This window comes from Robertmurraya korlensis NBRC 107688, assembly GCF_001591645.1.
In the GTDB taxonomy this organism is placed as follows: Bacteria; Bacillota; Bacilli; order Bacillales; family Cytobacillaceae; genus Robertmurraya_A.
Genome location: NZ_BCVH01000001.1, coordinates 260,461 through 274,875 on the forward strand (window position 1 = coordinate 260,461; position 14,415 = coordinate 274,875).

15 protein-coding genes and 1 other RNA gene are annotated in these 14,415 nt (G+C 37.5%); 11 read left to right on the plus strand and 5 right to left on the minus strand.

Annotated features, from left to right (window positions below):
• Positions 1 to 144: 144 nt before the first annotated feature.
• The 8 genes from BKO01S_RS01295 (at position 145) to BKO01S_RS01330 (ending at position 7,806) form a co-directional block, all read left to right on the plus strand.
• On the plus strand, positions 145 to 483 hold the full coding sequence (locus BKO01S_RS01295) for a CotD family spore coat protein (protein WP_066047674.1): 339 nt from the start codon (positions 145 to 147) through the stop codon (positions 481 to 483).
• Between the two features lie 80 nt (positions 484 to 563).
• Positions 564 to 1,127, plus strand: a complete 564-nt coding sequence (locus tag BKO01S_RS01300) for an SLOG family protein (protein ID WP_198158760.1) — start codon at positions 564 to 566, stop codon at positions 1,125 to 1,127.
• Positions 1,128 to 1,217: 90 nt separating this feature from the next.
• A complete protein-coding gene (gene gpsB / locus BKO01S_RS01305; protein ID WP_066047677.1) occupies positions 1,218 to 1,523 on the plus strand; it encodes a cell division regulator GpsB in 306 nt (101 codons plus the stop codon).
• A gap of 71 nt (positions 1,524 to 1,594) precedes the next feature.
• An RNA gene (gene rnpB / locus BKO01S_RS01310) (RNase P RNA component class B) lies at positions 1,595 to 1,991 on the plus strand.
• Positions 1,992 to 2,104: 113 nt separating this feature from the next.
• Entirely contained in the window at positions 2,105 to 3,247 is a 1,143-nt protein-coding gene (locus tag BKO01S_RS01315; RefSeq protein WP_066047679.1) for a THUMP domain-containing class I SAM-dependent RNA methyltransferase, read from the plus strand.
• A gap of 71 nt (positions 3,248 to 3,318) precedes the next feature.
• On the plus strand, positions 3,319 to 5,229 hold the full coding sequence (locus BKO01S_RS01320) for an ATP-dependent DNA helicase (protein WP_157077252.1): 1,911 nt from the start codon (positions 3,319 to 3,321) through the stop codon (positions 5,227 to 5,229).
• 102 nt (positions 5,230 to 5,331) lie between these two features.
• Positions 5,332 to 6,852, plus strand: a complete 1,521-nt coding sequence (locus BKO01S_RS01325) for a carboxypeptidase M32 (protein ID WP_157077254.1) — start codon at positions 5,332 to 5,334, stop codon at positions 6,850 to 6,852.
• A gap of 42 nt (positions 6,853 to 6,894) precedes the next feature.
• Positions 6,895 to 7,806: a DMT family transporter gene (locus BKO01S_RS01330; protein ID WP_066047683.1), complete on the plus strand. Its 912-nt coding sequence runs from the start codon at positions 6,895 to 6,897 to the stop codon at positions 7,804 to 7,806.
• 14 nt (positions 7,807 to 7,820) lie between these two features.
• Here the strand turns inward: BKO01S_RS01330 and BKO01S_RS01335 are convergent, their stop codons facing one another.
• From BKO01S_RS01335 to BKO01S_RS01350, 4 genes are all read right to left on the minus strand, one after another.
• Entirely contained in the window at positions 7,821 to 9,470 is a 1,650-nt protein-coding gene (locus BKO01S_RS01335) for a b(o/a)3-type cytochrome-c oxidase subunit 1 (protein ID WP_066047685.1), read from the minus strand.
• Positions 9,470 to 9,946 (minus strand): cytochrome c oxidase subunit II, encoded by a 477-nt coding sequence (locus BKO01S_RS01340; protein WP_066047687.1) that lies wholly within the window; start codon positions 9,944 to 9,946, stop codon positions 9,470 to 9,472. Before BKO01S_RS01340 ends, BKO01S_RS01335 begins: the two co-directional genes overlap by 1 nt.
• 23 nt (positions 9,947 to 9,969) lie before the next feature.
• Complete coding sequence (locus tag BKO01S_RS01345) at positions 9,970 to 10,119, minus strand: subunit I/II of b(o/a)3-type cytochrome C oxidase (RefSeq protein WP_066047690.1); 150 nt, start codon at positions 10,117 to 10,119, stop codon at positions 9,970 to 9,972.
• Between the two features lie 315 nt (positions 10,120 to 10,434).
• Complete coding sequence (locus tag BKO01S_RS01350; protein WP_066047692.1) at positions 10,435 to 10,650, minus strand: methionine aminopeptidase; 216 nt, start codon at positions 10,648 to 10,650, stop codon at positions 10,435 to 10,437.
• Between the two features lie 457 nt (positions 10,651 to 11,107).
• Here BKO01S_RS01350 and BKO01S_RS01355 point away from each other — a divergent pair, with 457 nt between their 5' ends.
• Positions 11,108 to 11,881, plus strand: a complete 774-nt coding sequence (locus BKO01S_RS01355) for an SDR family NAD(P)-dependent oxidoreductase (RefSeq protein ID WP_066047694.1) — start codon at positions 11,108 to 11,110, stop codon at positions 11,879 to 11,881.
• Positions 11,882 to 11,904: 23 nt separating this feature from the next.
• On the opposite strand, the gene BKO01S_RS01360 is transcribed toward BKO01S_RS01355, so the two are convergent.
• Positions 11,905 to 12,360, minus strand: a complete 456-nt coding sequence (locus BKO01S_RS01360) for a chemotaxis protein CheX (RefSeq protein ID WP_066047696.1) — start codon at positions 12,358 to 12,360, stop codon at positions 11,905 to 11,907.
• Between the two features lie 301 nt (positions 12,361 to 12,661).
• On the opposite strand from BKO01S_RS01360, the gene BKO01S_RS01365 reads away from it, so the two are divergent.
• A complete protein-coding gene (locus BKO01S_RS01365; protein WP_066047698.1) occupies positions 12,662 to 13,753 on the plus strand; it encodes a type III polyketide synthase in 1,092 nt (363 codons plus the stop codon).
• Positions 13,753 to 14,304 carry an isoprenylcysteine carboxyl methyltransferase family protein gene (locus tag BKO01S_RS01370; RefSeq protein ID WP_157077256.1) on the plus strand — a complete coding sequence of 184 codons (552 nt, stop codon included), beginning with the start codon at positions 13,753 to 13,755 and terminating at the stop codon, positions 14,302 to 14,304. Before BKO01S_RS01365 ends, BKO01S_RS01370 begins: the two co-directional genes overlap by 1 nt.
• The last annotated feature ends 111 nt before the right edge of the window (positions 14,305 to 14,415 follow it).

Below are 14,415 nucleotides of genomic sequence, written 5' to 3' on the forward strand. Positions count from 1 at the left end.
GTTTTTATACACTAATGTAATTTTGGGTTTAAAAAAAGAAAAGAATAGAAAATAGGTATTTGCATTAGTACAAGATGGACTCCTTTATCATAGGCTGTTAATGTAAAGCACAAATAACACTATTCGAAAGGAGACGTTTAGGATATGCATAAACATTGCGGACCTACTAATGTATTGCCTGCTGTTGTTCACCCAACAAAATGCTGTGTAAATCATACTTTCTCAAATAATGTGGTGCCACATATTCATCCTCAGCATACAACAACTGTGAATCACATTAACTATGAACACCAACATTTCTTCCCTCAAACACAGTCTACTGTAACTGAAGTGACAAATACTCAAAGCTTTGCACCACCTCGTCCTGTTCCAGGACCATTCCCAGCACCTGGCTTTGGGGCAGCACCAGTAGCACCTGGCTTTGGAGGAGCGCCGGCAGCACCTGGCTTTGGAGCAGCACCTGGACCATTTTTCAGAAGATAATAAATGACTTTTACAAGGGCTTAAGTATAAGCCCTTGTTTGTTACATAAATAAGGCCTTGAAAGAGGGATTACACATTTGATAAAGGTTCTTTACATTTCGGGTTATAAATCCAGCGAGTTAGGGATATTCAAAGAAAATGATCCTGGGGTTGTATACATTAAACTTGCTATAAAAAAAGCTCTTCTACAGCTGTTAGACCAAGGACTAGAATGGGTAATGGTATCTGGTCAACTAGGAGTAGAGATGTGGGCAGCTGAAGTGGTAGTTGAACTCAGGAAAAAGGATTTCCCGGATTTAAAACTAGCCATAGTCACCCCTTTTTTAGAACAAGAAAGTAATTGGAGTGATAAAAATAAGGAGTGGTATCAATCAATTATACAAATGGCCGATTACGTAGACTCAGTCACAAAAAGGAAGTACGATAGTCCGTCCCAATTTCGGTTAAAAAATCAATTTGCCATCCAAAAAACGGATTCATTGCTCCTTGTGTATGACGAAGAAAGAGACGGAAGTCCGAAATATCTATTGCAAACTGCTAAAAACTTTCAAGAAAAAAAGGAATATCCGATTACACAAATTACCTTTTACGATCTTCAATTATTGGTGGAAGAAGAGCAGCAAAAGCAAAATGATTTTTATTAAAGGTAGTCATATAAAAGAAAAATTGACAAAAGTGCATATTTTTGAAAAAATATAGATAATGTTTCTTTGAGTGACCGAGGTGAAAATTAAATGCAAATAGATAAAGTTAAGCTAACTGCGAAAGACATTTTAGAAAAAGAATTTAAAACAGCTATGAGAGGCTATAAGCCAGAGGATGTTGACAAATTCCTTGATGTTGTAATTAAAGACTATGAAATTCTACAGCAAGAAATCGAAGAGCTTCAACAAGAAAACGCACGAATAAAGAAGCAATTAGAAGAAGCTGTAAGAAGACCTTCTGTTCAGCAACCATCCGCTGGGACAACGAATTTTGACATTCTAAAAAGACTTTCAAACTTAGAAAAGCATGTATTCGGCAGTAAATTATACGATTAACAGAAATTACCATGTAAGAAAGCATTGATATTCCATTCATAATTACATATAATATGTATTGTTCGTTAATAACGTTCGGGTAATCGCTGCAAGGATCGTAAGTGAATTGTAGAGGAAAGTCCATGCTCGCACGGTCTGAGATGTCCGTAGTGTTCGTGCCTAGCCAATTCATAAGCTAGGGCAGCTAGGTTTATACTTGGCTGACGGCAGGGAAAATGCCTAAGTCGATTTCGATATGGCATGAATACCTTGAAAGTGCCACAGTGACGGAGCCCATTTAGAAATGAATGGGGTGGAACGAGGTAAACCCCACGAGCGAGAAACCCAAATTATGGTAGGGGCACCTTCTCTTAGGAAATGAACGAGGGGAAGGACAGGTTCAGTAGAATCTGTAGATAGATGATTGCCACCTGAGTACGAGACGATTAGTCGATGGTAGTACAAAGGAACAAAACATGGCTTACAGAACGTTATTAATGGAATTGTATGAGTGTTTTCTAATGATAGCTCTCCTCTGTTGGAGGGCTTTTCTTATATTACATATTAGATTAGGTTCGTTAAATTCTGTCTGGGGTGAAACGATGACGAAATTTGAATTAATTGCTACTGCAGCGATGGGACTTGAAGCAGTAGTTGCGAAGGAAGTAAGAGATTTAGGGTATGAGTGTATCGTTGAAAATGGTCGTGTCCGCTTTAAAGGGGACGAATTTGCGATTTGTAAAAGCAATCTATGGTTACGTACAGCCGATCGAGTAAAAATAGTGGTAGGAGAATTTAAAGCGAAAACCTTTGATGAATTGTTTGAAAAAACAAAGGCTTTACCTTGGGAAAAATTCCTACCAGAAAATGCGGAGTTTCCTGTATCAGGGAAATCGGTGAAATCAACTTTATTCAGTGTTTCTGATTGCCAAGCAATTGTGAAAAAAGCGATTGTGAATCGTTTAAGTACCTATTATCGCAGGACTAGCTGGTTTGAAGAAAATGGTCCTCTTTTTAAAATTGAAGTATCTATTTTAAAGGATACAGCCATGCTAACCATTGATACAAGTGGAGCAGGATTACATAAAAGAGGATACCGTGCGGAGCAAGGAGAAGCACCAATCAAAGAAACGTTAGCAGCGGCACTAGTATTGTTAACAAATTGGTCGCCAGATCGCCCGTTTGTTGACCCTTTTTGCGGGTCAGGAACGATTCCAATTGAAGCTGCTTTAATTGGCCAAAATATTGCACCAGGCTTCAATCGAGAGTTTGTTTCAGAAGGCTGGAACTGGATTTCTGATAAGCTATGGGACGAGGCAAGAAATGAAGCTGAGGATCTTGCTAATTATGATCAAGAAATCGATATTATTGGTTCAGATATAGACCATAAGATGGTAAATATTGCTAAGGCAAATGCCTTCGAAGCTGGCTTAGGAGAGTTAATTCAATTCAAACAAATGCAAGTGAAGGATTTTACGACGACAAAGGAATTTGGTGTTATTATTGGGAATCCACCGTACGGAGAGAGACTAGGGGATAAACCAATGGTAGAAAAAATGTACACAGAAATGGGACAAGCGCTTTCGCCTTACGAAACATGGTCTGTATACATGCTCACGTCAAATGAGCGCTTTGAAGAATGTTACGGAAAACCGGCAACAAAAAAACGAAAACTATTTAATGGGTTTATCCAAACAAATTATTATCAATACTGGGGTAAGAGACCACCTAGAGAAATAAAATGATGTAAAACTGACTCGCTAACGAGTCAGTTTTTTATCGCTCGATTAGGAAATAAAGTACAGGAGGGGTTATTTTGCAAAAGCAGCTACCATTTACCCTATCTAAATCTGAATCATTCTTTGAGAAATTAGGAGATTGGATCGGGGATGTGTTTTATGATTTATTGCCTGAAGAAGGCTTTGAGGTACGTGACGAACAAATTTACATGGCTTTTCAATTAGAAAAAGCCTTTCAGGAAAATAAAGTCATGTTTGCAGAAGCTGGTGTTGGTACAGGAAAGACCATTGTTTATCTGTTGTATGCAATCTGTTATGCTCGGTATAAAAATCGTCCAGCAATTATTGCATGTGCAGATGAAACACTCATTGAGCAACTTGTTAAAAAAGAAGGAGATATTGCCAAGCTTGAAAAAGCGTTAAAGCTCAATATTGACGTTCGTTTGGCTAAATCAAGAGATCAGTATTTGTGCTTAAACAAACTAGATCAATCTGTTGCTGCTTCTGATGTACATATGGATGTGTTTCATCAATTACCTGATTTTGTCCATACAGGTTTATCTATGCAATCATTTGAACGCTACGGAGATCGTAAGGATTTTCCGGAATTGTCCAATGAAGAGTGGAACGAAATTGCATGGGATAGTTTACAGGACTGTTTCTCTTGTGATCAGAGACATCGCTGTGGACAAACATTGCACCGTGATTACTACCGAGGCTCACAGGACTTGATTATTTGTTCTCATGATTTTTATATGGAGCATATTTGGACGAAGGAAACTAGAAAACGGGAAGGTCAACTTCCGCTTCTACCTGAGAGCTCATGCGTAGTGTTTGATGAGGGACATCTTTTAGAATATGCTAGTCAAAAGGCATTAACGTATAAGTTAACAGAACAAACTCTTGAAACATTACTAGAGCGTTTAACCGCTAACGATGTTAGAGATAAAACCCTTAACCTTATCGATGAATCGATTATTGCTAGTGAACGGTTTTTTGAAGTCTTACATGAGGCATCGGAAAAGACGGTGGGTTCAGAAAAGCAAATGATTAAAAAAACACCTGACGTGTTAGCGAAGGGAAAAAAACTTGCCTCTTTATTATCAGACCTCGAAGAAGAACTTGTCTTCGAAAGTGAATTATATGTGATAAATGAATATGACTTGAAGATAGTAGAAGGATATCTCGAGCAGATTACGTATTCCTTAAGTTTATTTTTAAAGGAACTTAAAGGAATAATTTGGTTTGAAGAATATGATGGAAAGCGAACCCTCGTAATTATGCCGAGAATGGTAGAAGATATCATGCGTGAAGAGGTGTTTTCACAGAAAAAGCCATTCATTTTTTCTTCTGCTACTTTATCGGAAAATGGTTCATTCTCTTATACAGCAAAAAGCTTAGGAATTGATGAATTCCTTTCTTTCCGTGTAGATTCACCGTTTAATTATGAAGAAGCGATGGAAATACAAATGCCTTTCATGACTTCTATTGATGAAAAATGCTTGTACACGATTTCACAATTGAAGGAAGCGGGCGGAAGAGGTCTTGTTCTGTTCTCCAATGAAGAGGAACAACAGCATTTTAAGCGTCAGCTTAGTGAAGAACTTCCTTTCCCAATCTATTTCGAGGGGGATGCGGAAATTAGCACGTTAGTATCTAAGTTTCAATTAGAAGAGAGTGCTGTACTTTGCTCTACCCATTTATGGGAAGGACTTGATATCCCGGGTTCTTCATTAGAGAATGTATTTATCTTTTCTCTTCCATTTCCACCTCATGATCCCGTGTTTACTGCAAAAAGGGAGAGTACGGAAAACGCCTTCGAGGAAGTTGATATTCCGTATATGCTTCTTCGACTTCGCCAAGGAATCGGAAGGTTAATTCGAACGCATGAAGACAAAGGAAAAGTGCATATTTTAATGGACCAAAACGAGTCAAAGAAAATAATAGATCTCGCACATTCCGTCCTACCTATAGCGGTATCAAAATAAGTCTAGGAGCAGATAATGATCTGCTCTTTTCTTTTTAATTCAAGATTTTTCCTGAAAATTGTGATAAAATTTCTTGCAAGAGAGTTCAAAGGAGGGAGCAATTTGGTTGCTGCTATAAAGTATATAGAACAAGAGTTTTTAGATTATGTAAAAAAGATGGGAGCTTATAAAGAAGCGCTTGGGCTCATTTATTGGGATCTTCGAACAGGAGCGCCGAAAAAAGGAGTGGACCAGCGTTCAGAAGTAATTGGACTGCTTTCTAGTGAAGTGTTTAAGATGTCAACTTCTGAGGAAATGGCTGCATACATAGCTAATCTAACCAATGTCAACCATCATAATGAACTGAGCGAGATGACAAAAAAGACAGTTGCTGAATGTAAAAAGGAATATGATCGAAACAAAAAAATCCCAGCTGAGGAATATAAAGAATTTGTTATCCTACAGTCTAAATCAGAGGCGGTATGGGAAGAAGCAAAGGATGTATTAAACTTTTCCCTGTTTCAACCATATCTAGAGAAAATTGTTGAAATGACAAAAAAGTTTATAACGTATTGGGGCTATAAGGAGAATAAATATAATACCCTTCTAGATATGTATGAGCCTGGTATTACAGTAGACATCCTTGATCGAGTGTTTGGAGAGCTTCGAGAAAAAATCGTCCCTCTTGTTCAACAAATAAAGGAATCAGAAAATAAGCCGAATACCGAATTCCTGTTTGAACATTTTCCTAAGGAAAAACAGCGAGAATTTAGCTTGGAAATATTAAAGAAGGTTGGCTATGATTTTGAATCTGGGAGATTGGATGAAACAGTACATCCGTTTGCGACTGGTTTAAACCCCGGGGATGTTCGTGTGACAACAAAGTATGATGAAAATGATTTCCGTACGGCTATATTTGGTACGATTCATGAATCGGGTCATGCATTATATGAACAGAATATATCTTCAGCATTGATTGGAACTCCTTTATGTACCGGAACTTCAATGGGGATTCATGAATCACAATCTTTATTTTATGAAAATTTTGTCGGCAGAAATTTATCTTTTTGGAAAGGTAATTTTAACCTGCTAAAAAAATACGCTCCTACTCAATTTCAAGATGTGACAATAGATGAGTTTTACCGAGCAATCAACGAGTCTAAACCATCACTTATTCGGATTGAAGCGGATGAACTTACCTATGCACTACATATTATGATAAGGTACGAAATTGAAAAGGGTATTTTTAATGATGAAATTGAAGTAAAGGATTTGCCTAAAGTTTGGAATGAAAAATATGAACAATATCTAGGGATTATCCCTGATAACGATGCAAGTGGAGTCCTGCAGGATGTTCATTGGTCCGATGGTAGCTTCGGGTATTTCCCATCCTATGCACTTGGCTATATCTATGCAGCTCAACTGAAGCATGCCATGCTTAAGGATATCCCGAATTTTGACCAGCTGCTTGAGGAAGGAAATCTTCTGCCGATAAAAGAGTGGTTAACCGATAAAATTCATCAGTATGGAAAAATGAAGCTACCTCTTGAAATGATTAAGGATATTACAGGAGAAGGCTTAAATGCTTCCCATCTAGTTACCTATCTTTATGAAAAGTATGAAAATATCTATCAGTTAAAATAAAATCGTAGGATCACAATTTGTCGTCCTTTTTAGGAGGAAATCATGCATCTTGCTTCAAGTATTTCTATCGGGCTAGCTGCATTTTTATGGGGACTACTTGCCCTTTTTGTAAGAGAGCTAAAAGCAGTGGGCTTTACAGCAATGGAAATCGTTACAATCCGAGTTGGATTTGCGTTCCTTTTCCTTTTAATTATTGGGCTAGTCAAGAACCCAGAACAATTAAAAATTAGAGTGAAAGATACTTATCTATTTATTGGAACGGGAATAGTAAGCATTGTATTTTTTAATTGGTGTTATTTTACGTCAATCAATGAAATGAATGTTTCTTTAGCTGTCATACTCCTTTATACGTCACCTGCTTTTGTTTGCATTCTTTCCTTTGTATTTTTAAAGGAGAAGCTTAACAGGAAAAAACTCGTAGCGGTAATTGGTACGATAATCGGCTGTGTTCTCATTGCAGGTCTTCAAATGGAAGAAACAACAAAAATATCTACAATAGGGTTGATCATAGGTTTAGGATCAGGGTTAGGTTATGCCCTATACAGTATATTCGGAAAGTTAGCACTCCAAAGGTATGCTCCGTTTACGGTAACGTTTTATACATTTCTGATTGCTTCTTTATCTCTTGTTCCAACTACTGCTCTTTGGACAAAGTCAAGTATTCTTTTTTCGCCATCAGTAGTTTGGTATAGTGTAGGTCTTGCATTGGTCACGACCGTTACGGCTTATTTTTTATATACATGGGGATTAAAGAAAACGGAGAGTAGCAAGGCGGCTATTATTGCTACAATTGAACCGGTTGTTGCGACACTATTAGGCTTGTACTATTACGATGAGTCACTAAGTATGATACAACTTACAGGGGGGATGATTATACTTGCCTCTGTCATATTAGTGAGCTATGAAAACAATAATAAGTTACGTGTAGAAACAACAAACAGCGCCCATTCATAGGCGCTGTTTGTTTCTTACCATAACTTATAACCTTTTGATCCAATTGGAGCATTTTGAATCATATCAATAAATGGAATCGTATATGCGAACAAGATTAGTAACACAGTAATACCTAACCAGAGCTTCCAATTCTCAAATACCATTGGCGTTTTTTCCGCATGATCACTAATTTCACCAATCGGAAATTCTTCTTCTCCTTTTGGAGCAAAAAAGGCTAAGTTAACAAAAATGTAAAGCATGAGAATGATAGCAATGAAAAGGATAGTACCGCCAACTGCTTGCGCAATTTGATATGGAATCCATTCAGTAGCTTGTGCTGCTCCGCCGTATTCTGAGAAGGAAGATCGACGTGGGGCACCTAGTAAACCAGCTGCATGCATCGCACCTGACATAAATGTCATCCCGATTGCCCAAAGTACACCTTGGTAAATGGCAAGTTTATTCATTGCTTTTGTTAATACCCGGCCTGTTAGATGAGGTACAAGCCAATAAGAAATACCAAAGAATGTCAATACTACTGCGGTTGCAAGGGTTAAATGGAAGTGACCAGTAACCCAAATTGTATTATGAACAACTTGGTTCAACTGATGAGAAGCATTCACCAGTCCACCTGCACCAGCAGGAATAAATGAAAGCATACCGATAAAAGGAACAGTAAATCTTGCATCTCCCCAAGGAAGCTTCTTGAACCAGCCGAAAAGTCCAGTTGCCCCTTTAGAGCGACCAAAGCTTTCGAAAGTAGCAAAAAGGGAGAAGGCGGTCATTAATGATGGAATGACAACCAAAAAGGTTAAGACAACCTGTAAGAATTTCCAAGCAGGATCAATACCTGGCTCCATTAACTGATGGTGAAAACCAACAGGAATAGAGAAGAGTAAAAATAAGATAAAGGACAAACGTGCAAGCGAATCAGAGAAGATTTTTGCACCGATGACTTTTGGAATGACTACATACCATGCCATATAGGCAGGTAATAACCAGAAATATACAAGAGGATGTCCAAAATACCAGAACAATGTACGGCTAATGAGTACGTCCACTCGATCAACAAGTCCAAGTGACCAAGGTAATAGTTGGAATAAAACGGTTGCAGCAACACCTATAGTTGCAACAATCCATAACATTGTATTCACAACAGCCATAAAAGTAATTAAGGGACTTGGCTGACCTGGGTTTTGTTTTCTCCAGTTTATATATTTACCTAATACGGCAGCTCCATCTAGCCAGCTCCCTACAACAACAAGTGTTAGGCCTAGGTAGTAAATGAAATGGGCCTGCAATGGTGCATAAAAGGTATAAAGGACAGAGGCTTTATTTAATAGAATCATTGTAGCTGCCATGAGTGTTCCAGCTGTCATTACCCAAAAGCCAATCCAACCTAATTTTCTCTGTAAGTTGGATAGAGTACCAGATGTACGACTTGTTGCAGCAATTTGAAAGCCCATAATGAAAAATGTTGTTAAAACAAGTCCTAATACAACACCATGAACAGTTAGTATTTGATAATAGCCAATTCCTGCAGGGAGCTGAAATTTCCCTGAACGAACTAAAGTTTGTAATAAGCCCGCAAGTCCACCGACAGCTAATGCAATAAATGCTACATAAAAGTGGGCCATCACTAGTTTTCCATCGCGGCGATCAATTTTAGCGTTTAATGTATTCATTATTTCACCACCTTGATTTTAGACGCCATCATGTGGTGTCCAGAACCACAATATTCATTACATAAAATTAAGTATTCTCCGGCCTTATCAAAGGTCGTTACAAACTCACTTATATATCCAGGTTCTAGCATCATATTAATATTCGTACCAGCTACTTCAAATCCATGGATCACATCTTTTGTAGTTGCAATCACTTTGACTTTTGCTCCAAGTGGAACTTCTATATCGCCTGGAGTGTAGGCAAATGCTTGAGCAACATAAACTAATTCATAATCCCAATCTTTACCTTCTACTTTTTTTAGTCCTGGCTCGTTGAAGGGAGCAGTCGTATCAACCTTCTCAGGATTAATGGTGGCTAAGCAACTTGGTGGTTGATTTCCAAGATAAAATGCACTAACTCCTAAAACGGTTAGGAAAACAAGCAGTGCACCAATCCCGAATATTAGCCAAATTTTTTCAAACTTATGCATATGCATGGCTTACATATCCCCTTTCTCTCTTAAAAACGATTCAAAAATAAGAAGTAAACGCTGACCCATGTCACTATTAGAAAAAATCCTAATAGGAAAACGGAAGCTAACGTCCCTTTTAATGAAGAGCTATCCTCAATTTCCGTTTTTGTTTTTCGGTTGAGTTCAGTTTTCGCCATAACCCTCACTCCCTCCCTAGGTTTCACGATAAATAAATAATTACAATTTCATAATACAAGACAATTGTTTCAATTCCATTAGCTTTCATTGATTTCACAAATTGTTCAATTATTACGTATTTACTATGATAGTAGTGAAAAGTTATTGTGACAGTGATTTAAATCACATTACTTACTCTTGAAATGTGAAATATTTGTGAAGAAGAAGAATTTTAAAAATAGGTGGGAGCGTTTACGAAGGTCGACTTAAAAGCATTTGTAGGAGAGTGATATTTATTACACAATAAAACACACCCTAGAAATCCTAGAGTGTGTTTACACGGTTGTGTCATTCCACTTTGAATATAACCCTGACCCTTCACATCCTGCACAATCATAAATATGGTTAAATGGGATAAACTCACCGGCTGGCGGATATACATGGTACCCTTTCCCATGACACTGAGGGCATTTATCTTCCTCATACATCGCTTCTATATGCTCTTGATATTTTCCTTCTCTCCAATTGAAGAAGGCTTGAATAATACCCAAGGTTATTCACCACCCTAAAAAGCTATGTTTGTTCCTATTATTTCTAATCTAATTTCCTCTATACATATTATTAAGGTGAGTTGGATAAGGTGATGTTAATAATTGGTATTCATGTTCATCTATAAATTTACATATTTATTATTATTTATAGCGATTTAGACGGGTTAGAGGAACCTCTTGGGTAGAAGGAAAATATACTGATAGTAATATTGGTCAGTAAGAAATAGTGAGGGATAATATATGGTGAAATACTATTGTGAACACTGTCGGACCATTTATGATGGAAAGGTAGTGTGTCAAGCGTGCGGTGAAATGGTATGTCAAGAGATTTATATAGAGGTACAAAGACAACAAGATAAGAAATAAGTTTACAGACAGGAAAAAGAAGCCTTTTTCCTTTTCTTTTTGACTGCGCTTTGATATGTTGATTCATATATGAATGAAAAGGGTGTTTACTATGTACTTACCATCATTTCGATTAGATAATAAACATGCAATAGTCACCGGTGCCGGAAGGGGAATTGGAAAAGCGCTAGCAATCGGACTTGCGGAAGCAGGCGCTGATGTAGCTTTACTTTCCCGTACGGAGGGAGATCTGAATGAGACTGCTGAAATTATACGGTCTCTAGGCAGTAGGGTGCTCGTTATACCTACAGATGTGACTTCAAAAGAGGAGGTTCTAAGGGCTGTTTCTATAGTTGAGAATGAATGGGGAGAAATACATATTCTTATCAATAACGCAGGGATGAATATTCGTTCGAAAGCTTTAGAGGTTACGGAAGAAGAGTGGCAGACCATTATGGATACGAATGTAAAGTCAGCCTTTATGATGTCTCAACAAGTTGGTAAGGTGATGCAAAAGTATGGAACAGCAGGAAGAATTATTTCTATATCATCTGTTGCGGGGCATGTAGCTTTAAGAACTGGTGTCGTTTATGCAGCCACAAAGGCAGCAATGATTCAAATGACTAAGGTGCTAGCATTAGAATGGGGTCCACATAATATTAATGTTAATAGTATTGGTCCTTGGTATTTTCGAACTCCCTTAACGGAAAAATTGCTTTCTAACAAAGAGTATGTAGAAGATATCTTATCAGTCACACCTTTAAAACGTGTTGGAGAATTACCAGAATTAGTAGGACCGGTTGTCATGCTAGCTTCTGAAGCTGGAAATTATATCAGTGGCCAAACAATATTTGTTGATGGCGGGATGACGATTCATGGTTTTTAAAAAATGTAGAGAGGAGATCCTCTCTACTTATTTTCTACCATAATAATAAGCTCTATAGTTCCAAAATCTTGAATAGTAATTGGTAAACGGAAGGCTTTATCAAATCCGTAAACCTTTGTTTCCCCCACCAAAACGGTAGGTGGGGTAATATCCGTTTCATGGCCTTTTTGAGAGATGGTTGTCGATAAATTCCCCGCAATCATATTTCCCAACTCGCCTGCAAAGGATTCAAGCATTTCTCCCTCTAAAGCCATTCCGAACATTCCTTCCCCGATCTTACCAAACACCTGTTCATTTCCATCAATAATTATTCGACCCCTTACATCTCCGGTCATTCCAATCAATACACCGATGGAATGCTGTGTGAAAGGCTGTGTAAAAAGAGATGGTTTGTCAACGGCTAGGTCAAATGGAAGAACTGATTTAACTGAATCGATAGTCCCGTTTAATATATCTGTCACTTGCTTTGATAAAGTCATTGATATTCCTCCAACTAGTCGAATATCATAATATTATCATAGTTCTTGCCTGAAATAACATGGTTTTCTTAAATTCTATAGTAAAAAAATAATGGGAGTGAAGTAGTTCTTTTGATTTACTTCTATGGTAAAAATTTTCTAGTGATTTGAAACGAAAACCAACATATAATGGAGGAGCACAGCAACTCCTTCAAGACATGGACAACTCTCTACTTATACAGTAGGGAGTTTTTTTCATGAATAGTTCTTCTATTATTGGAAATAGTATCCTTTATATGGTTAACATGGAAGGAGCATAGAAATGCCAGCAATTCTATCAATAGGTGAAGCGCCTCCGCAATACGAAATTCCACAATCAGAAGTGATGAATTTTTCTCGTCAACTATTTTCTAATGCATTTCACGACATTGAAAGGTTGCTAAAGGCATTTCAACACGGACAAATAAAAAAACGGCATTTTGCTAGAAGCATAGAATGGTTTGAAGAAGAAAGATCATTTAAAGAAAAAAATGATGCTTATATCGAAACAGCCATCCAGCTTGGGGCTAAAGCGATAGAAAATTGTCTACACAATAAAGATTACTTAAAGAAACCAGTAGATTACGAAGATATAGACGCTATTTTTACCATATCAAGTACAGGATTGGCCACTCCTAGTATTGAAGCGAGGATAATGAATATCCTTCCTTTTTCGATACATACGAAGCGCATACCAATATGGGGTCTTGGGTGTGCGGGTGGAGCTTCTGGGCTCTCAAGGGCATATGAATACTGTCTCGCCTTTCCACACGCTAAAGTACTCGTGCTAACCATTGAATTATGCAGCTTAACCTTCCAGAAAAATGATTTATCTAAAAGTAACTTAATCGGTTCTTCATTGTTTGCTGATGGTGTAGCATGTGCTCTTGTAGTCGGGGATCGAGTACAAAAGAAAAACTATAGACAGTTATCCTCTTATCCAACTATATTAGCAACACAGACAACTACTATGAAGGATTCACTTGATGTAATGGGTTGGGAAGTAAAAGAAAAAGGACTTTACGTTGTTTTTTCAAAAGATATCCCGTCCATTATAGAAAAATGGTTAAAGCCTAATGTATATAATTTTCTTTATGAAAATGACTGTCAGATTGAAAATCTTCAGCACTTTGTTGCACATCCAGGAGGAAAGAAAGTGTTAGAGGCCTATATGAAATCATTACAGTTTCCATCGGAGATGCTCGAGATTTCTACAGATGTGTTAAAGAATTACGGGAATATGTCATCAGCGACCATATTATATGTTTTGAATCGGACTATGAAAATGGCCAAAGAGCATGATATGGGTCTTGCAACGGCATTAGGGCCTGGTTTTAGCTCTGAATTACTTCTCTTACAATGGAGGGCAACCTAATGTTTTCTCTATTTTTATCATTTGTGATTTTTCAAAGAGTTTGCGAATTAGCAATCGCTAAAAGGAATGAAAGATGGATGAAAAAGCAGGGTGGGCTTGAATTTGGCAAAACACATTACGTTTTTATCGTTGCTATACATACATTATTTTTCATATCGCTTTGCCTAGAGGTGTTGGTACAAAAGAAAGAGGTCTCGCCATATTGGCCGGTGTTTATAAGCTTGTTTTTGGTAACGCAGATAGGGAGAGTATGGGCACTTTCGTCTTTGGGGAAGTATTGGAATACGAAAATTATCGTTGTACCACAGGCTACAGTTATTAGAAAAGGACCTTATAAGTATCTAAAGCACCCGAATTATTTAATCGTGACGTTAGAATTTCTTGTTATTCCACTTCTTTTTCAAGCTTATGGAACACTTATTGCTTTTTCACTTCTTAATGCCTTAATTCTAATGATCCGAATTCCTGCAGAAGAAAGAGCTCTTTGTAAACATACAAAATACAGTGACGCTTTCCATAAAACGAGCAGAAATATTCGTTACCGATTATGAAAAAAATGTGAATGCTCAGAATTCTTATTGATAGTGATTATCATTCGTGATATAGTGTTCATATGAAAATAATTATCACTCTCATTAAAGAGGACGGTGTTTACAAATGGT